This is a genomic window from Winogradskyella sp., from assembly GCF_013042245.1.
In the GTDB taxonomy this organism is placed as follows: domain Bacteria; phylum Bacteroidota; class Bacteroidia; order Flavobacteriales; family Flavobacteriaceae; genus Winogradskyella.
Map to the genome: position 1 here is coordinate 111,821 of NZ_JABDQL010000025.1, position 18,962 is coordinate 130,782.

Below are 18,962 nucleotides of genomic sequence, written 5' to 3' on the forward strand. Positions count from 1 at the left end.
TTAATGTGCGTCTTCGTCTTTTTCAACAATGTTAATTTCAACAGCTCCGGTTTCGGTAAGAAGCTTTGTTAAATCGGCTTCATTATTGTGGATAGTAATTTCCATAAGGAAATGGTCGTCTGTTGTTCTTGGGTCTGGATTTTCTGCTTTTTTGAATGGCCACATTCTACTTCGTAAGTAAAATGTAATTACCATTAAGTGAGCGGCAAAAAATACCGTAAGTTCAAACATGATAGGCACAAACGCTGGCATATTTTCTATATAGCTAAAACTTGGTTTACCACCAATATCTTGTGGCCAATCTTCAATCATGATGTAATTCATCATAACTACTGCGACTATTAGACCTACACAACCATACATAAAAGATGTTATAGCGATACGTGTTGGTGCTAGACCCATTGCCTTATCAAGTCCGTGGACTGGAAAAGGTGTATATATTTCTTCGATATGATGCTTTGCTGCCTTAACCTTTTTAACGGCTGACATTAGTATATCATCATCGGTATAGATAGCGTGAATTACTTTTGAAGCTGCTTCCATATCTATTATTAGTTTAATAAGTTTTTAGCTTGTCCTGCCCAATCGTCACGTTCTGCTCTTCCTGGGAAAGAACCTGTAATTGAATCTAACAAGTCGTATTCTTTTTTGGTCATCTTACTTACTTGTAAGAATTTATAAATACCTATACTGTTGAGTACTTCTTCCATTTTAGGGCCTACACCACTAATTTTCTTTAAATCATCTGCAGAATCGGTAGCGGCATCAAATGTACCAATACTACCTAGAAGGTCATTAACTCTCCCGTCGTCTGTATTTGGTAGCGGCGCTTCAGTAGATGGTGTTAATTCAGCAGGGCTAGAAGTTCTTTTATCAGCTCCTGTACCTACTAAGCTATCGCCTCTTTCTCTAATTTTTTTGTAACGTTCTCCTGAAGACTTCAAAATAGTTTTTACTTCTGCTTGTGCTATTACTGGGAATGTACGTGAGTACAATAAGAATAACACAAAGAAGAAACCAATAGTTCCGATAAAGATACCAATATCAACAAATGTTGGAGAGAACATAGACCAAGATGATGGTAAGTAATCTCTATGTAATGATGTTACAATAATTACAAAACGCTCAAACCACATACCGATGTTAACTACAATCGAGATAGCAAAGGAAAACATGATACTGGTTCGTAGTTTCTTAAACCACATAAATTGTGGCGAGAATACATTACATGACATCATTGCCCAATAAGCCCACCAGTAAGGTCCAGTCGCTCTATTTAAGAATGCATACTGCTCATACTCTACACCAGAATACCATGCAATGAATAACTCAGTAATGTAAGCTACACCAACTATAGAACCTGTAAGCATTATTACAATATTCATTAATTCAATGTGTTGTACAGTGATATAATCTTCTAAACTACACACTTTACGCATAATAATAAGAAGTGTATTTACCATAGCAAATCCAGAGAAAATCGCACCTGCTACAAAATAAGGTGGGAAAATCGTCGTGTGCCATCCTGGAATAACTGATGTTGCGAAATCAAAAGATACAATAGTGTGTACAGAAAGTACTAATGGTGTTGCTAAACCTGCTAATACTAATGACACTTCTTCAAAACGTTGCCAATCTTTAGCGCGACCAGACCATCCAAAACTTAATAAAGAATATATTTTCTTTTGAAATGGCTTTACAGCGCGATCTCTGATCATTGCAAAATCTGGTAATAAACCTGTCCACCAGAATACAAGCGATACCGATAAATATGTAGAAATTGCAAATACATCCCAAAGTAATGGTGAGTTAAAGTTTACCCATAAAGACCCAAATTGGTTAGGAATTGGTAATACCCAGTATGCTAACCATGGACGACCCATGTGAATGATTGGGAACAAACCTGCTTGTACTACGGAGAAAATAGTCATGGCTTCCGCAGAACGGTTAATAGCCATACGCCATTTTTGACGGAATAATAAAAGTACAGCAGAAATTAGTGTTCCTGCGTGACCAATACCTACCCACCAAACAAAGTTTGTAATATCCCAAGCCCAGTTTACAGTCTTATTAAGACCCCAAACACCAATTCCTGTAGATATGGTATAAATAATACAACCTATTCCCCAAAGGAATGCTACTAGAGCAATACTAAAAACAATCCACCATGCGCGGTTTGCTTTTCCTTCGACAGGTCTAGCAACTTCGACAGTAACGTCGTGATAGGATTTTTCTCCTGTTACTAAAGGTCTTCTAATAGGTGCTTCGTAATGAGACGCCATAATTATATATTGATTTCTTTAATTAATTTAAGCTTTCGTATTTCTAACTTTCGTATGATAGAATACGTTTGGTTTCGTACCAACGTACTCTAATAAATGATACATACGATCATCTTCTTTTAATTCGGCAACTTGACTTTCTTTATCATTAACATCTCCAAACACCATTGCTCCGTTTCCGCAGGCTGCTGAACAAGCCGTTTGGAATTCACCATCTTTAACTTCACGTCCATCACGTTTAGCATCCAAAATTGTTTTCTGAGTCTTTTGGATACAGAAAGAACATTTTTCCATAACACCACGAGATCTAACAGTAACGTCTGGGTTTAATACCATACGTCCTAAATCGTCATTCATAAAGTAATCGAACTCATCATTTTGGCTGTATAAGAACCAGTTGAAACGACGCACTTTATAAGGACAGTTATTTGCACAGTAACGCGTACCTACACAACGGTTATATGCCATGTGGTTTTGACCTTGACGACCGTGAGCTGTTGCAGCAACAGGACAAACCGTTTCACAAGGTGCGTGATTACAATGCTGACACATTACTGGTTGGAATACCACTTGAGGATTCTCATTAGGGTTTTCCATTTCACCAAACTCACTTAATGAGCTTCCTAAACCAGAAATATTTTCTTTCTTTTCTAAATCTTCGCTGAATGAATCTTCAGAAGAATAATATCTGTCAATACGTAACCAATGCATATCGCGACTACGTCTCATTTCGGACTTACCAACTACTGGCACATTATTTTCTGCGTGACATGCAATAACACATGCACCACAACCCGTACAAGCATTTAAATCAATCGATAAGTTGAAGTGATGCCCGATTGAACGGTCAAAACTATCCCATAAATCTACATCTGGAGATGTTACAGGCGTTTCTATATGATTTAATGATACCTCAGGAATTGCGTTCCAGTATTTTTTATCTTTTGTATTAAAGACTTCTAAAGTGGTTTCTTTAATAATGTCGCCACGACCCATTAAGGTATTGTGCAATTGCACACAAGCAAACTCATGCATTCCTGAAGCTTTAGAAATAGAAACTTCTTGAACTGCATTAAAGTTTTGATATAATGGGTAGGCATTGACACCTGTTTGCATTTCGGGTTTAAGACCTAAAGTTCTACCATAACCTAATGAAAGCCCTACAGCACCTTTTGCTTGACCTGGCTGAATTAATACAGGAACATCTTTTACAGTAACACCATTTACAGTAACATCGACTTTACTACCGTTAAGACCTCCATTAGCAACATTTTCATTAATTAAGCCTGCTGCATCTGCATCAACTTTTGAAATGGTTAAATAGTTGTCCCAAGATGTTCTTGTAATTGGATCAGGAAATTCTTGTAACCACGGATTGTTAGCTTGTTGTCCATCTCCCATACCCGTTTTGGTATAGATAGCTAACTCCATACCGCTAGACTTAGCTGAAGCAGCTAATGCTCTTGCAGCATTTCCGTTAGGTATTTCAACAGCTTCACTGTCTGTAGTAGACGCTTCTATAGTAGAAGTAGAAGCAGCAACAAAAACACCATCATGCAAAGCTTGGTTATATGATGCGCCATTTAAGATGCTCTCGGTCCAAGTTGCTTTGATGTAATCGTTATAATCTGTTCCATTATCAGTCCATGCTAAAAGCACTTCTTGAAATTGCTTTGTATCAAATAAAGGACGAATGGTCGGTTGCATCAATGCATAATGACCAGTCTTCATTTCAACATCGCCCCATGATTCTAAATAATGAGGTGCTGCTGCAATGTAATCACAGTGTATTGCTGTTTCGTCTTGTTTCATCGAAAAAGCAATAGACTTTGTTTTCTTTAAGCCTTCTGCAAAATCAGAAGCATTAGGTAATGTGTACATCGGATTAACACCAACCATTACTAAAGCACCAACTTTACCTGCTTTCATATCGGCAACTAATTGCATAACTGCTTTGTCGTTACCTTGTTTTGTATGTATTGTAGTTGTTGTATCAAAAGCCTTACTAGATAATGCTTCATTAAGTTCTAATACAACAGTTTGTGCATTTACATCTTGAATACCCGATACAACTACACCATTACTACCTGCTTTCTTTAACTCTGAAGCAGCAGCTCTAACAGCTTTGTCTAGATTTTCTGGAAGATTACCACTAACACTGTTTCCTGTAACATAACTATATAACTTTGCTAAGGCAAGACGTTGTTCGCTTGGCTTCACTGGCACACGCTTGTCTGCATTAGCTCCAGTTAAAGACATGTTAGACTCAAACTGAATATGACGTGACATTTTTCCGTTGTCAGGAATACGTTTATTAGCATAAGCAGCATCAAAGCCACCTCCTTGCCAATCTCCTAAGAAATCAGCTCCTACAGAAACAATAGTCATCGCTTTAGAAAAATCGTAATTTGCTAAAGCGCGTTTGCCGTATTTTGCTTGAAAAGCATCTAATGCAGTAGATTCTGAAACAGCATCGTAAGATACGTGACGCACATTACCATACTTCTCAGTAAACTCACCAACTAATTTTGACGTCGATGGACTTGCAAAAGTTTGAGTTAAAAACACGATGTCTTTATCGGCAGCATCGCTTAATATTTGTTTTGTATCCTTTACAAAAGCACCCCAAGAAATAGTGGCATCACCTTTCATTGGTCCTTGGACACGTAAGCTATCGTATAATCCTAAAATTGAAGCGTTAACTCTAGCATTAGCGTGACCATTAGTCTTGGCTAATTTGTTATTTTCAATTTTAATTGGACGTCCTTCTCTTGTTTTCACTAAAACACTAGCAAAATCATAACCATTTGCAATGGTAGTTGCATAATAATTTGCAACACCTGGAACAATCTCCTTCGGCTGCACTACGTAAGGTATAGATTTCACAACTGGCCCTTCACAGGCAGCTAATGACGCTGCAGCTGTACTAAAACCAACATATTTTAAGAAATCACGACGCGATGTAGATGAAGACTCTAAAGTTTCTTTATCTCCTAAAAACTCATCCGTAGGAATTGCTTCCACAAATTCGTTTTGTTGTAGCGTCTCAACAATAGAGCTGTTTTCGTTTAGCTCCTCAACACTTTTCCAGTATTTTTTGTTAGTTGACATATAATTGTGAGTTACTTCTAATTATTAATAATGACACTTACCGCATTCTAATCCGCCCATTTGAGCTGCAGTTAACTGCTCCACTCCATATTTCTTAGATAATTGCTCATGGATTTTGGTATAGTATGCGTTGTCTTTAACTTTTACATTTGTTTCTCTATGGCAGTTAATACACCAGCCCATTGTTAATGGCGCATGCTGATACATTATTTCCATTTCTTCAACTGGACCATGACACGTCTGACATTCTAACCCTGCCACAGAAACGTGCTGAGAGTGATTAAAGTAAGCAAAGTCTGGTAAGTTGTGTATACGTATCCATTTTACAGGACTTGTATCGCCTGTGTATTTTTGATTATCTGCATCCCAACCAACTGCTTTGTATAATTTTTGAATCTCTGCGTTGTAATCTACACCGTATTCTTGACCTTCTGCTAGGGTTTCTGGAGCAACTTCTCCTATACTCTTATGACAGTTCATACACACATTCAATGAAGGAATACCAGAATGCTTACTTACTCTTGCTGAAGAGTGGCAATATTTACAATCTATTTTATTATCACCAGCGTGTATTCTGTGTGAATAATGTATTGGCTGTACTGGCTCGTAACCTTGATCAATTCCAACTTGCATTAAATACCCATAAACAAAATACCCACTTGCTAATAATAATACAATTGAAGTGACTAATACTAAGAATTGGTTTTGTACAAAAGCTTTCCAAATTGGCGTTCTTTTTTCAGTTTCTGGCACCTGAACCCCTTTTGCATCTGCGAATCGCTTTAAAGTGCGATTTACCAAAACTAAGGCCATGGCTAATAAGCCAAACAATAAAGCTAATGCACCTAATATTATTGAATTTGAAGTTGAATCGCCTGTTTGACCACCTTCACCTGAAACAAGTACCGGAGGTTTTGGAGGTTCTGGTTTTGGCTGTGCTGTATAAGCCAAAATATCAGATATATCTTGGTCACTCAAAAGCGGAAACGCGTTCATCGCTGTTTGATTATACTCGTTCCAGATTTTATTGGCATAAGCATCTCCAGATTTTATTAAAGCAGCACTATTTCTTATCCAGCTATTTAACCACTCCCTGTCTAAACCTTCATCTTCATAAAGCCTTGCTTCAACGTTACGTAAAGCAGGACCCGTCATTTTTTTATCTAACTTATGACAAGCTGCACACTGTGCGTTAAATAAAGATTTTCCATTTGCTGGATCACCCTCTTGGGCCAAAACGGTAGTTGAAAACGTAAGTAATAATATGAAACCTAAACGAAGAATGCTTGAGGTTAAATTACGGTAGATAACGTGTTTCATATGTGTAATTGAATTATCTTCTAAAATTTGGTACGATTTTTTCAGTAATTATGATAAAAATCATGTTTCTAAAAACTCAGGCAAAAATAAGGTATAAAGTCGATTTTATAAATGTTACATAAGTCATAATATACAATTTATACACATTCTAAATAACAATTTATCCCTTGAATACGTTAAGAAAATATAACTTTGTAACACAAACAGAAGATTATGAATAAATTAAATATAAAAATGTTACATTTTTTAATACTCACTGGCTTTTCTATGGCAATATTTGCACAAGATGCAACTGTAACTGTTAATCAGCCAGAAGCTATCAATAAGCTTTTAGAGTTCAAAAAAGATACGCGAACGGTTGAAACCTTTAGGATACAGATTTATAGTGGTGACAGTTCTTTTAGAGCTAAAAAAGTTAAATCTGAGTTTAGAGAAAAGTATGGCGAATGGCCAACAGAAATGGTTTTTAATACGCCAAATTATAAAATTTGGGTTGGCAATTTTAGAAGCCGTTTGGAAGCAGACCGTGCTTTACTTCGTATTAAAAAAAATTATATAAATGCTTTTATTTTTAAACCTAAAAAGGATTAATATTTCATTTTAAACCAGTATAAGAGCCGAAATCAAATATTGATTCTGGCTTCGTTTATTTAATAATTATTTTCTTTTCTAAGGTGACAAGTTCAGTCTCAAGCTTTAAAAAATAAATACCTTGCTTAAGCCGAGAAACGTCAATTGAGTTTTGGTTTTCTCTTTAAAACTCTTTTTTCTAAAATATCAAAGAATCAAAGAATGAAACAGAATAATCTGGATTCGAAATATTACTAGTGACATAAAGAATGTCGTTAGCAGAATTAGGAAATACTTTAAATTGCGATTCTAAATCAGCATTATCAATACTCAAAATACTACTTTGGACTGCGCCACTTAAAACAGTCATGTTACTACATAATGATTGTGTTGTTGCAGTTTCCTGTACCCAAGTTCCTAAAGTTAAATCGGGCGGGTTTGGTAAAGATGCTTCGGTATTTGAAAAAGGATATAAACATTATTAAACCCATCATTTCCATCATCTGCAGAGATTTCCCAGCGGCTTTGTATATCGTTCCATGCTATACGCATTTTACAAAAACCTATTCCGCTACAATCTCTAGATTCCATAACGGGATCAGTAGGATCTCATAAACATAGCGCTCGTTTACTAAAGAGATTTGTTCAAAAACATAGTCATTTCCGTCTATCAAGGTATTACATGCATTCATTGTAATACTTTGAGAAAACAAAAAACCACCAGATGCCAAAACACAGGCAAACTAAACTTGATTATAATACTTCAAAATCTAATTAATTTTGTGAAGAGAATATTCCAACTAAAGTTAAATAAAGGTAAAGTCTGTATATGGCGATCTATGGCTTATGGATTGACCTCCACCTGTATTCCCAATCATAGCAGAATTCATTGTTGACTAAAACAACCATGAACTGGTCCACGACCTCTTAAATCTGGTAAAGCAATTGTCGTTTGTCCGACACCACCATAGGTCGTTCCTATAATTGAAAACAAAGCTGTATTTTGAGCCATAGGAAGTAACTGTCCTTCAGATTTTACCCAACCTACCGGAGCAAAGTTACCAACAAACATTCTAATCTCTTCTATATAAGCATCTTGAGCATTAGATAAATTGACTGAGCACAGAGCGACAATCAGTAAAAAAGTGTAATAATTTTTTTCATGACTTAAAGTATTACGTTGTTTTTGAGTCTACCCATAAATAATGAATGAAAAAAGCACTTATTAGAAAATAAGTGCTTTGTCTACTTTTTGTCCGCTCTAAAAAGAGTTATCTATTTCAAGGTCTTCTTCACTTCAACTTCTTGGAAAGCTTCTATAACGTCACCTTCTTTAATATCATTGTAATTCTTGACTTGCATACCACAATCATAACCCTTTGATACTTCTTTGACATCGTCTTTAAATCGCTTTAGTGATGCTAATTCACCTGTATAAATTACAACACCATCACGTATTAAACGAATACCTGAATTTCTATAAATTTTTCCACTTGTAACCATACATCCTGCAATAGTTCCAATTTTAGATATCTTAAAAGTCTCGCGAATTTCGGCAGTACCAATAATCTCTTCCTTAAGCTCTGGAGATAACATTCCTTCCATAGCATCTTTAAGGTCATTAATGGCATCATAAATAATAGAGTATGTACGGATATCGATTTCTTCTTTATCTGCGATTTGACGAGCATTACCCATCGGTCGCACATTAAATCCGATAATAATAGCATCAGAAGCTGTTGCTAGTAGTACATCACTCTCAGTAATTGCACCAACACCTTTATGAATTATATTTACCTGAATCTCTTCCGTAGATAGCTTTTGGAATGAATCTGTTAATGCTTCAACAGAACCATCCACATCACCTTTTAGGATGATATTCAACTCTTGGAAATCGCCAAGGGCAATACGCCTTCCAATTTCATCAAGTGTAATGTGACGTTGCGTTCTTACTGTTTGTTCGCGTTGCAACTGTGTACGTTTTGTAGCTATTTGCTTAGCTTCACGTTCATCTTCAAACACATTGAATTTATCACCTGCTTGTGGTGCACCATCTAAACCTAATATTGATACTGGAGTTGACGGACCTGCTGCTTCGATGTCGTTTCCACGTTCATCTTGCATAGCTTTTACTTTACCTGAAGTTGTACCAGCTAAGACATAATCACCAACTTTTAAAGTTCCTGCTTGTACTAAAATTGTAGATACATATCCACGACCTTTGTCTAAGAATGCTTCGACAACAGTACCTTGTGCAGCTTTATTTGGATTTGCTTTGAGCTCTAATAATTCAGCTTCTAGCAATACTTTTTCTAATAATTCTTTAACACCAGTACCAAATTTAGCAGAGATATCATGAGATTGAATTTTTCCACCCCAATCTTCTACCAATAAATTCATTTGTGCTAATCCTTCTTTTACTTTTTCAGGATTTGCATCTGGCTTATCTATTTTATTAATTGCAAAAACAATAGGCACTCCTGCGGCTTGCGCATGAGAAATCGCTTCTTTTGTTTGTGGCATGATATCATCATCCGCAGCTGCTACAATAATTGCTATATCTGTAACTTGTGCACCACGAGCACGCATTGCTGTAAAAGCTTCGTGACCAGGTGTATCTAAAAATGCAATTTTTTGACCATTCTCTAATTGAACACCGTAAGCACCAATATGCTGGGTAATTCCTCCAGACTCTCCAGCAATTACATTTTCTTCACGTATATAATCTAATAATGATGTTTTACCATGATCTACGTGACCCATTACAGTTACGATTGGCGCACGTTCAACTAAATCTTCTGGCTTGTCTTCTACTTCTTCAAAGGACTCTTCGATATCTGCAGTTACAAACTCTACGCTGTACCCAAATTCTTCAGCAACAATAGTTAATGTTTCAGCATCTAAACGCTGATTCATTGTTACCATCATACCTAGAGACATACATGCAGAAATCACTTCTGTTACACCAACATTCATCATTGTAGCAACTTCACTAACGGTAACAAATTCTGTTACTTTTAGTGTTTTGCTTTCTGCTTCTTCTATTTGAGCATCAATTTCTGTTTGTTCTCTTCGTTGGTCTCTCTTTTCTCTACGGTACTTAGCACCTTTACCTTTACTACTTTTACCTTGAAGTTTTTCTAAAGTTTCTCGGATTTGCTTTTGTACATCCTCTTCGCTAGGTTCTTCTTTAACAACCTTTGGTCTATTACCACGACCCTTGTAATTTCCTCTTCTGTCGTTCTTATTATTTGATTTTCCTGGATCTCCTGGCTTGCTAATTCTTCTTCGCTTACGTTTATTAGAATTATCACCAGCTTTAGGTTTATCTTCTTTTTTCTTTTTAGGCTTATTGAATTGAGTTAAATCAATCTTTTTTCCTGTAATATTTGGTCCGCTAAGTTTTTTATACTGTGTTTTAATCTTTTCATCTACTGGCTCAGAAGTAGACTTAGATTCTTCCTTAGTATCTTCCTTATTATCTTCCTTTTTAGCTTCAATTACTTTAGGCTTTTCTTCTGCTGGTGTAGGCTTTTCTTCTGCTGGTGTAGGCTTTTCTTTTTTAGCTTTTGCTTGTGCTTTTGGCTTAGTCACAGGAGCCTCTTTTTTTTCTACTTCAGCTTTAGGTTCTTCTTTCTTAGGTGTTTCAGCTTTTGGTTTATTACCTTCCAAATCTATTTTACCAACTTGTTTTGGACCAGAAAGTTCTGCCTTAGCCTTAAGAACCGTTTCTTTTGCAGCCTCTTCTTTAGCTTTTTCTTCGAGCTCACGCTCACGTTTTTCTCTAAGCGCTTCTTTTTCTTTCAACTTTGCTTCGCTGACCTCTTGCGCTTTTTCACGTTTAGTTGCATCGGTCTGAAATTCATCAGCCAATGTATCGTAAACATCTTGAGAGATTTTTGTATTAGGGCTTTTCTCTATCTCGATACCTTTGGATTCTAAGAAATCCACAGCACGATCTAAAGAGATATTTAATTCCCTAAGTACTTTATTTATTCTAATTTGAGCCATAAATGCTTTTATATAATCCTAAATATATAGTTTACCAATCAATTTGCAAAAATTGGTAAGTTTTTAGTCTTCGAATTCTTCTTTTAAAATTCTGATAACGTCTGTAATTGTTTCTTCTTCTAAGTCTGTACGCTTCACAAGGTCGTTAACATCTTGTTCTAAAATACTTTTTGCTGTATCTAGACCTGCTTTGCTAAACTCTTGGATAATCCATCCTTCGATTTCATCAGAGAACTCACTTAATTCTACATCTTCTTCTGCACCTTCTCTAAAGACATCAATTTCGTAACCTGTTAATTTACCAGCCAATCTAATGTTGTGACCACCACGACCGATTGCTTTAGATACTTCTTCTGGCTTTAATAACACTTCTGCTCGCATGTTTTCTTCATCTAATTTTAAAGAAGTTACTCTTGCAGGACTTAAAGCACGTGTGATAAATAACTGGATATTATTGGTGTAATTGATAACATCAATATTTTCGTTCCCTAATTCACGGACAATACCGTGGATTCTAGAACCTTTCATACCAACACAAGCACCAACTGGGTCTATCCTATCGTCATAAGAGTCTACGGCGACTTTCGCTTTTTCACCTGGAATACGAACTACACTTTTAACTGTGATTAAACCATCGAACACCTCAGGAATTTCCTGCTCAAATAATTTTTCTAAGAACAATGGCGATGTTCTAGACATAATTATCGCTGGCTTGCTTCCTTTGAGCTCTACACTTTCTATAACACCTCTTACATTTTCTCCTTTGCGGAAAAAGTCTGAAGGTATTTGCTTGTCTTTTGGTAAAATAATTTCGTTACCATCATCATCTAATAAAATAATTGCTCTGTGACGTATGTGATGTACCTCAGCCGTATAGATTTCACCTTCAAGCTCTTTGAATTGCTTATATATGTTGGTATTATCGTGTTCATGAATTTTAGAAATTAAGTTTTGCTTTAATGCTAAAATAGAGCGTCTTCCTAATTGATGAAGTTTTACTTCTTCTGCAACATCTTCTCCAACTTCAAAATCTGGTTCAATTTTTTGAGCTTCAGATAATTCTATTTCTTGATTTTCGTCCTCTACCTCACCATTAGCAACAACAATTCTGTTTCTCCAAATCTCTAAATCTCCTTTATCTGGATTAATGATAATATCAAAGTTATCGTCATCACCATATTTCTTCTTTAACGCATTACGCAATACATCTTCTAGTATTGCCATAAGCGTAACTCTATCTATTAATTTATCATCTTTAAAATCCGAAAATGATTCAATTAACGCTAAATTTTCCATATTAACAGGACTTAAAATTTTATTTTAACTTTTGCTTCTTTAATATTTTCTAAAGCGATTGTAGCCTCTTTGGTTACAGTCACTTTTCCTTTTCCTACTGGTTTTGGTTCTCGAGTTTTCCATGTTAAATGAATGGATTCTTCGTCAGCCTTTACCAATTGACCTTCTATGTTTTGATCGTCCTTTGTTTTAATTTCCAAATTACGTCCTACATTTTTCTTATACTGTCTTGGCATCGTTAAAGGTGATGCGGCACCTGCAGAAAGCACTTCTAGAGAAAAATCTTCTTCTTCTCTATCTAAGTTATGCTCGATTGCTCTGCTAATAAACATACAATCTTCTACCAAGACACCTTTATCACCATCGATTACTATTTTGATAGCATTGTCTAGTCCAAAAGTAAAGCTTATAAGAAATAAGTCTTGACGTTCTTCAAGAGCGTTTTGTAATAATTCTTCTACCTTATTTTTTAACATACAGCTATAAAAAGAGGGGACTTTTCGTCCCCTCATAATCTTAGTTTCCTTAAACAGAGTTGCAAATATACGATATATATTGTGTTTTACAAAGCAACAACTTAGATTTAAAAGTTCTGTTTTTTAATAGCTCGTATAGCTGAGCTATGATTATCGTCCTTCCAGGCTTTAAAACCTTTATTCTCTAGTATACTTATGTATTCACTTATTTCACCATCTTGTAGTAAATGCATTTCAATATTTAGCTCAATAACTCTATCCAACCAATCTAAATTTTGGTCGCTTAGTATGTCTTTTTCAGTTCCTTCAATATCTATCTTTAGGTAATCAATCTTTTTAATAGCATGAGTATCTATTAATTGGTGCATCGATATACTTGGCACACTTGCATTATTCTCTTTCGACAAAATATTTAATGAATAACCATCATAACTACCGTCTTTATAATATTTGACAATATCTTCTTTTATCCATATTGCTTTGTTTTCAATAATTATATTACTATAATCTAACGTGTTTTTTTTAGCTAACTCGTAGTTATCTTTATCCATCTCATAACCAATGATTTTTGAGTTAGGAAATAGATTTTTATAATGCCCTATTGTTACTCCAATATTACAACCTAAATCAACTATAATACACTTATTTTCATTTATCTTATTTATAGGTAAATGGTATTCTCGAAGAAAAACATCTTGAACCGTTCTTTTATCTCTAAAACTATTTCTAACCTTAATTTCGTTTACCCATTTCTTAGGGTTGAAATTTAAATAACGTTCTTCATCAGAGACATTATTTTTAAAATATGATAATTGAAAAGCCTGAGCAATATTGAAATCTGAGATTAATCTATAGAATTTTAAAAATCTTTGTAATTCGTACTTTATTCTATTTATAATCTTTTTTAGCATTGCTTTTTAGCTATTTTTACTAATACAATAATTTTTCTGTTGAAAAATTTATAGACTAGGTTTATAATCTCCATCTTTTATTTACCTACAATTTAAAACAGTAAATGTAAATTTATTGAGAAATCCTGTATAAGCTGTGGTTTAAAAAAAACTATGTTCCTAATGTAGAGGAATAAAAAATCCTAATTCAGAATTGAATTAGGATTTTAAAATTATGTTGGCCTACTAGGGCTCGAACCTAGACTCTTCTGGACCAAAACCAGACGTGTTGCCAGTTACACCATAGGCCATCATCTCAAAACGAGGGTGCAAATTTATAACAAAGTTTTACTTGGACAAAAAAAATTTGAATAAATAATTGCAAATACTTAACGTTTGCTTAAAAGCATTAGGCTGTGTTGTAATAATTACTAAATTCGCCTGCATCAATAAGAGTTCGTTTTTATGACCAATTTTAACTTCAAGAAGTGGAACACAATTTTAGGATGGGTTGTGTTTGCTATAGCTGCAATCACTTACGCATTAACGATAGAGCCGACAGTTAGTTTTTGGGATGCTGGAGAATATATTTTGACCTCATCAAAACTACAAGTTGGGCATCCACCAGGAGCACCATTATTTCAAATGCTTGGTGCATTTTTCTCAATGTTTGCTTTAGCGCCTTCACAAATTGGCGCTTTACTAAATATGATGAGTGGTGTTTCTAGCGCATTCACCATATTATTTATGTTCTGGACAGTTACTATTTTACTTAGAAAATTAGTAAAATATGATACTGAAAAAGATAATTCAAGTAAAGGTATGGCTATCTTAGGAAGTGCTCTGGTCGGTAGTTTAGCGTTTACATTCACAGATTCTTTTTGGTTTAATGCTGTTGAAACTGAAGTCTATGCGATGGCAACACTAATCATGGCAGTGCTGTTTTACCTCGCTTTACGCTGGGAAGAAGATATGCACAAACCTCGTGGTAATCGTTGGTTAATTCTTATTGCTTTTGTTATTGGATTATCATTCGGCGTCCACTTTATGGGTCTATTAACTATACCTGCAATAGGATTGATTTATTACTTCAAAAATTTCAAAACGATAACGGTTCAAAATTTCATTTTAGCGAATGTTATTTCGGCAGCAATACTATTATTTATCTTCAAACTCTTACTACCCAATGCTCTTCGCTTTTTTGGTTGGATGGAAGTTTTTATTGTCAATACCTTCGGAATGCCCTTCCACTCAGGCACCATAATCGCAGGACTTATTGTTATCGCTGCCTTTTATTACGGGCTTAATTATACCCTTAAAAAAGGGTTTATCCACGCCAACACGTTAACACTCTGTTTACTTTTTATTTTTATTGGATTTTCGTCTTGGATGATGTTACCCATTAGAGCAAATGCAAACGTTATTATTAATGAAAATGACCCTTCTGATGCCAGAGAATTATTAGCTTACTACAACTTAGAGCAGTATCCCGAAACCCATTTATTCTATGGTCCTCAGTTTACAGAATTATACTCTGGACAAGATGAAAATGAACCGTTTGTAGATGATAAAAAGAATTACGAACGTGATGAAGAAAAAGGAGAGTATGTTATCATCAACGATTGGAAAAACGCAAAGCAAAATTATAATTCTGAGCATGCTTCAATATTACCACGTATGTGGAGTACAGAGCACGCAGAAAATTACTTTATGTTTACTGGTTTAATAGATTTTAAAGTTAAACCAACACTTGGTAATGACATCTATAATAGCTATCTCAATGGTGGTTATCCTGAGGAGGAAGCAAGTGCTAGAGCAAGTTACCAGATGCAACAAATTAACCAAATGGTAAGTCAGTTTAGACTAGCGGTTTCTCAAGGTAAAGTTGATTATGAAGATTACCATAATTTCCTAAAAGAAAATGCACAATCGTGGTTTGAAGTAGAGAAACCTTCATTTGTAGATAACATGTTTTACATGATTCAATACCAATTTGGTTACATGTATTGGCGTTATTTTATGTGGAATTTTACCGGGAGACAAAATGATATTCAAGGAAGATACGATGATTTTAATGGTAATTGGATTTCTGGAATTTCGTTTATTGATGAATTACATCTTGGTATGTCACAAGACAATCTACCGAGTGATGTTGAAAATAATAAAGGTAGAAACACCTACTACTTCTTGCCACTTATTTTAGGATTAATAGGCTTTTTCTTTCTACTAAATGCAGATAAGAAACGTTTTTGGGTGCTTTTAGTTTTCTTTTTACTTACAGGTTTAGCCATCCAGTTTTACACCAATATTAGACCTTTTGAACCAAGAGAGCGCGATTACTCTGTTGTTGGTTCTTTTTATGTATTTGCGATTTGGATAGGTTTTGGTGTTTATGCACTTTACGATTTACTAAGTAAGAAAGCTAAGAAAAGTGTCATACCTGTTACGGCAATTACACTAGCTTGCTTAGTTGCAGTTCCTGGAGTTCTAGCTGCTAATAATTGGGATGATCATGACCGCTCAGGTAAATATACAGCTAACTCAATGGCTCGAAAATATTTAGAATCTTGTGCGCCAAATGCCATATTGTTCACTATCGGAGATAATGACTCCTTCCCATTATGGTATCTGCAGGAAATTGAGGGTGTTAGTACGGACGTCCGTGTGGTCAATACAAGCCTGTTTCAAACGGCATGGTATATAGATCAAATGAAACGAAAAGCTTACAGTAGTGACCCTATACCGTCGCAACTTACGCACAAACAATATAGGGATGGCACAAGAGATTATATTTTCTACAGAGAAATCAATAAAAAAATTGCTGAAGATACTTTGGACATCAAAGACTTTATGGATTTTGTTGCTGGCGATGACCCAAAACGAAAAATTAAACATTTAGTCAAAGCACAAGGTGAAGATCCAAACGATTACCCAACGTATTATGTCAATTCTAACTACTACCCGACACAAAATATCAGAGTGCCTGTTAATAAGGAAACTGTTCTTAAAAATGGGATTGTAAAACCAAAAGACGCTGATAAAATTGAAGATTATTTAGATATTAAAGTTTCTGGGAATGCGATTTATAAAAATCGTTTACTAATGCTAGATATTATAGCCAACAACAATTGGGAGCGTCCAATCTATTTTAGTGGTGGTGCATTTTCTGATGAAGATTATATTTGGATGAAAGACTATCTTCAATTAGATGGTTTGTGCTACAAATTAGTACCTATAAAAACACCTGTAGATAAAGCAAACCCTTTTGATATGGGACGTGTTGACCCTGATTTAATGTATAACCTTGTAAAAAAGTGGGATTGGGGTGGTACAGATAAAGATATCTATCATGATGTGGAAACGCGTAAAAATGGTATTACTTACCGTGGGAATATTGCTCGCATGATAGAAAGTCTTTTAGATGAAAAAAAATTAGATAGAGCAGAAGAAATGGCCGATTTAGCTATGGAGAAAATGCCTGTAGATAAATTTGGGTATTACACGCTTTTAGAGCCTTATATTTCTACTTATTTTGAAGTTGGTGAAGACAAAAAGGCTAAGAAACTATTTATAGATGTGGCTAAGAAATACCAAGAAAATTTGGTGTTTTACAGTGGGCAAGATATTGATGTGCAGACTGATATTATTGACGAAATATTTACAGATATTCAAAAATACCGCTCTTTAGTTGATGCACTTGTTGCATATGGCGATAGAGATTATGCATTAGAACAAACTAGAGTTTTTAATGATTATTTGGGTTTATTTGGCCCATTAATGGGGGATGAAGAACTTTCTGAAGAACCTGAAGCAGATATCAATGACATTTTACAAGACGGACAAACAGTTAACGATACTATAAAAAAACTAACTCCAACAGAAAGCAATAGTAATAAGTAAATGAACTTAATTCCTGCAAGGATACCAGGATTTGTAATGTCTTTATTCCCAAATTTTATATGGAATATTGATACAAATAACAAGGAATTATATCTCACGTTTGATGATGGTCCTACCCCAGGTATAACACCTTGGGTTTTACAGCAGCTAAAGAATTACAATGCCAAAGCTACATTCTTCTGTATCGGAAGTAATATTGAAAAATATCCTGAAATCTTTGAAATGATTGTTGCTGAAGGTCATTCCATAGGAAACCATACTTATAATCATCTAAAAGGCTGGAAACATGAGACTAAAACTTATTTGGAAGATATTAAAAAAACACAGCTAATTATAAACTACAATAGCCAAAAAGAAGTAGAATACCATACTGAGCTAGCCTGCACTAAGCGAAGTCGAAGTGATGTATCTCAAACTATCAAATTATTCAGACCGCCATACGGAAAACTTAAAACAAAACAAGCAAAACAAATTCAAAAATTAGGTTATAAAATAGCACTTTGGGATGTATTGTCTTTTGATTGGGATTCAAAAGTTTCAGAAGAAAAATGCTATGATAACATCATAAATTCTGCAAAAGCAGGGAGTATTATTGTGATGCATGATAGTAAAAAAGCAAAAAGGAATTTAAAAACTGTATTACCAAGGGTTTTGGATTATTACAACAAAAGAAGTTTCGAGTTCAAAGCAATCTCCTAAATGTACTCCTGGATAATCCCAATCAGAGTATTTGCATCTTGCTCACCACTATGGCGCCATTTCATTTCACCGTCTTTATAGATAATAAGTGTTGGCAAGCCTTTTACACGAAGTGCTTCAGCTAATTCTTGGTTTTTATCAACATTAATTTTTATAACTTTGGCTTTGTCTCCAAGAGCCGCTGCTACATCTCTAACTACTGGATGCATTGCAGTACATTGCTCGTTCCATTCTGTGAAGAAGTCTAGTAGCACAGGTTTGTCTACATCTATAAGCTCTCCAAATTTTGACATATCATTGCGTTTTTTTGTCCAATGTATGCTTCAAACTTAAGCAATTTTTCTATACTATACTTTAAATAAGCTTCAGTATTGCTTTCAGTTTGATGCTTTTATAAATATACAAAA

At 35.0% G+C, this 18,962-nt stretch carries 15 protein-coding genes, 1 tRNA gene and 1 pseudogene; 3 read left to right on the plus strand and 14 right to left on the minus strand.

What is annotated here, in order from left to right; all coding sequences use genetic code 11:
• Genes HKP48_RS02510 through HKP48_RS02525 form a run of 4 tightly spaced genes read right to left on the minus strand, consistent with a single transcriptional unit; the run spans position 1 to position 6,713 of the window.
• A complete protein-coding gene (locus HKP48_RS02510; protein ID WP_296342466.1) occupies positions 1–543 on the minus strand; it encodes a DUF3341 domain-containing protein in 543 nt (180 codons plus the stop codon).
• 8 nt (positions 544–551) lie between these two features.
• Positions 552–2,282, minus strand: coding sequence for an NrfD/PsrC family molybdoenzyme membrane anchor subunit (nrfD, locus tag HKP48_RS02515; RefSeq protein WP_296342468.1), 1,731 nt, complete (start codon positions 2,280–2,282; stop codon positions 552–554).
• A gap of 27 nt (positions 2,283–2,309) precedes the next feature.
• Positions 2,310–5,393, minus strand: coding sequence for a TAT-variant-translocated molybdopterin oxidoreductase (locus tag HKP48_RS02520; protein WP_296342470.1), 3,084 nt, complete (start codon positions 5,391–5,393; stop codon positions 2,310–2,312).
• Between the two features lie 24 nt (positions 5,394–5,417).
• On the minus strand, positions 5,418–6,713 hold the full coding sequence (locus HKP48_RS02525; protein ID WP_296342472.1) for a cytochrome c3 family protein: 1,296 nt from the start codon (positions 6,711–6,713) through the stop codon (positions 5,418–5,420).
• A gap of 213 nt (positions 6,714–6,926) precedes the next feature.
• Between HKP48_RS02525 and HKP48_RS02530 the strand changes: the two genes are divergently transcribed.
• Positions 6,927–7,304, plus strand: a complete 378-nt coding sequence (locus HKP48_RS02530; RefSeq protein WP_296342474.1) for an SPOR domain-containing protein — start codon at positions 6,927–6,929, stop codon at positions 7,302–7,304.
• Positions 7,305–7,359: 55 nt separating this feature from the next.
• Here HKP48_RS02530 and HKP48_RS12190 read toward each other — a convergent pair.
• The 9 genes and pseudogenes from HKP48_RS12190 to HKP48_RS02570 all read right to left on the minus strand — a co-directional run.
• Positions 7,360–7,452, minus strand: a pseudogene (locus HKP48_RS12190) (T9SS type A sorting domain-containing protein); the annotation flags it as partial.
• A 30-nt stretch (positions 7,453–7,482) separates the two neighbouring features.
• On the minus strand, positions 7,483–7,653 hold the full coding sequence (locus tag HKP48_RS02535) for a hypothetical protein (protein ID WP_296342476.1): 171 nt from the start codon (positions 7,651–7,653) through the stop codon (positions 7,483–7,485).
• Positions 7,654–7,706: 53 nt separating this feature from the next.
• The gene (locus HKP48_RS02540) at positions 7,707–7,874 is read right to left on the minus strand and encodes a hypothetical protein (RefSeq protein WP_296342479.1); all 168 of its coding nucleotides are present in this window, start codon (positions 7,872–7,874) and stop codon (positions 7,707–7,709) included.
• Positions 7,875–8,169: 295 nt separating this feature from the next.
• Positions 8,170–8,355, minus strand: a complete 186-nt coding sequence (locus tag HKP48_RS02545) for a tail fiber protein (RefSeq protein ID WP_363928580.1) — start codon at positions 8,353–8,355, stop codon at positions 8,170–8,172.
• A 203-nt stretch (positions 8,356–8,558) separates the two neighbouring features.
• Complete coding sequence (gene infB, locus HKP48_RS02550; protein WP_296342481.1) at positions 8,559–11,294, minus strand: translation initiation factor IF-2; 2,736 nt, start codon at positions 11,292–11,294, stop codon at positions 8,559–8,561.
• Between the two features lie 63 nt (positions 11,295–11,357).
• Positions 11,358–12,590, minus strand: a complete 1,233-nt coding sequence (gene nusA, locus HKP48_RS02555) for a transcription termination factor NusA (RefSeq protein WP_296342484.1) — start codon at positions 12,588–12,590, stop codon at positions 11,358–11,360.
• Positions 12,591–12,601: 11 nt separating this feature from the next.
• Positions 12,602–13,066: a ribosome assembly cofactor RimP gene (gene rimP, locus HKP48_RS02560; RefSeq protein ID WP_296342486.1), complete on the minus strand. Its 465-nt coding sequence runs from the start codon at positions 13,064–13,066 to the stop codon at positions 12,602–12,604.
• Between the two features lie 107 nt (positions 13,067–13,173).
• Complete coding sequence (locus HKP48_RS02565; protein ID WP_296342488.1) at positions 13,174–13,977, minus strand: FkbM family methyltransferase; 804 nt, start codon at positions 13,975–13,977, stop codon at positions 13,174–13,176.
• Between the two features lie 217 nt (positions 13,978–14,194).
• Positions 14,195–14,267 (minus strand) — tRNA-Gln (locus tag HKP48_RS02570).
• Between the two features lie 154 nt (positions 14,268–14,421).
• Between HKP48_RS02570 and HKP48_RS02575 the strand changes: the two genes are divergently transcribed.
• The gene (locus HKP48_RS02575; protein ID WP_296342490.1) at positions 14,422–17,856 is read left to right on the plus strand and encodes a DUF2723 domain-containing protein; all 3,435 of its coding nucleotides are present in this window, start codon (positions 14,422–14,424) and stop codon (positions 17,854–17,856) included.
• On the plus strand, positions 17,857–18,555 hold the full coding sequence (locus HKP48_RS02580; protein ID WP_296342492.1) for a polysaccharide deacetylase family protein: 699 nt from the start codon (positions 17,857–17,859) through the stop codon (positions 18,553–18,555).
• On the opposite strand, the gene HKP48_RS02585 is transcribed toward HKP48_RS02580, so the two are convergent.
• The gene (locus tag HKP48_RS02585) at positions 18,552–18,848 is read right to left on the minus strand and encodes a thioredoxin family protein (protein WP_296342494.1); all 297 of its coding nucleotides are present in this window, start codon (positions 18,846–18,848) and stop codon (positions 18,552–18,554) included. The two genes, HKP48_RS02580 and HKP48_RS02585, sit on opposite strands and share 4 nt — an antisense overlap.
• Positions 18,849–18,962 lie beyond the last annotated feature (114 nt).

Bases quoted from the DNA above. Each gene is read 5' to 3' on its own strand.
- HKP48_RS02510 (WP_296342466.1), bottom strand. From the start codon at position 543: ATGGAAGCAGCTTCAAAAGTAATTCACGCTATCTATACCGATGATGAT.
- nrfD (WP_296342468.1), bottom strand. From the start codon at position 2,282: ATGGCGTCTCATTACGAAGCACCTATTAGAAGACCTTTAGTAACAGGA.
- HKP48_RS02520 (WP_296342470.1), bottom strand. From the start codon at position 5,393: ATGTCAACTAACAAAAAATACTGGAAAAGTGTTGAGGAGCTAAACGAA.
- HKP48_RS02525 (WP_296342472.1), bottom strand. From the start codon at position 6,713: ATGAAACACGTTATCTACCGTAATTTAACCTCAAGCATTCTTCGTTTA.
- HKP48_RS02530 (WP_296342474.1), top strand. From the start codon at position 6,927: ATGAATAAATTAAATATAAAAATGTTACATTTTTTAATACTCACTGGC.
- HKP48_RS02535 (WP_296342476.1), bottom strand. From the start codon at position 7,653: ATGACTGTTTTAAGTGGCGCAGTCCAAAGTAGTATTTTGAGTATTGAT.
- HKP48_RS02540 (WP_296342479.1), bottom strand. From the start codon at position 7,874: ATGGAATCTAGAGATTGTAGCGGAATAGGTTTTTGTAAAATGCGTATA.
- HKP48_RS02545 (WP_363928580.1), bottom strand. From the start codon at position 8,355: ATGTTTGTTGGTAACTTTGCTCCGGTAGGTTGGGTAAAATCTGAAGGA.
- infB (WP_296342481.1), bottom strand. From the start codon at position 11,294: ATGGCTCAAATTAGAATAAATAAAGTACTTAGGGAATTAAATATCTCT.
- nusA (WP_296342484.1), bottom strand. From the start codon at position 12,590: ATGGAAAATTTAGCGTTAATTGAATCATTTTCGGATTTTAAAGATGAT.
- rimP (WP_296342486.1), bottom strand. From the start codon at position 13,066: ATGTTAAAAAATAAGGTAGAAGAATTATTACAAAACGCTCTTGAAGAA.
- HKP48_RS02565 (WP_296342488.1), bottom strand. From the start codon at position 13,977: ATGCTAAAAAAGATTATAAATAGAATAAAGTACGAATTACAAAGATTT.
- HKP48_RS02575 (WP_296342490.1), top strand. From the start codon at position 14,422: ATGACCAATTTTAACTTCAAGAAGTGGAACACAATTTTAGGATGGGTT.
- HKP48_RS02580 (WP_296342492.1), top strand. From the start codon at position 17,857: ATGAACTTAATTCCTGCAAGGATACCAGGATTTGTAATGTCTTTATTC.
- HKP48_RS02585 (WP_296342494.1), bottom strand. From the start codon at position 18,848: ATGTCAAAATTTGGAGAGCTTATAGATGTAGACAAACCTGTGCTACTA.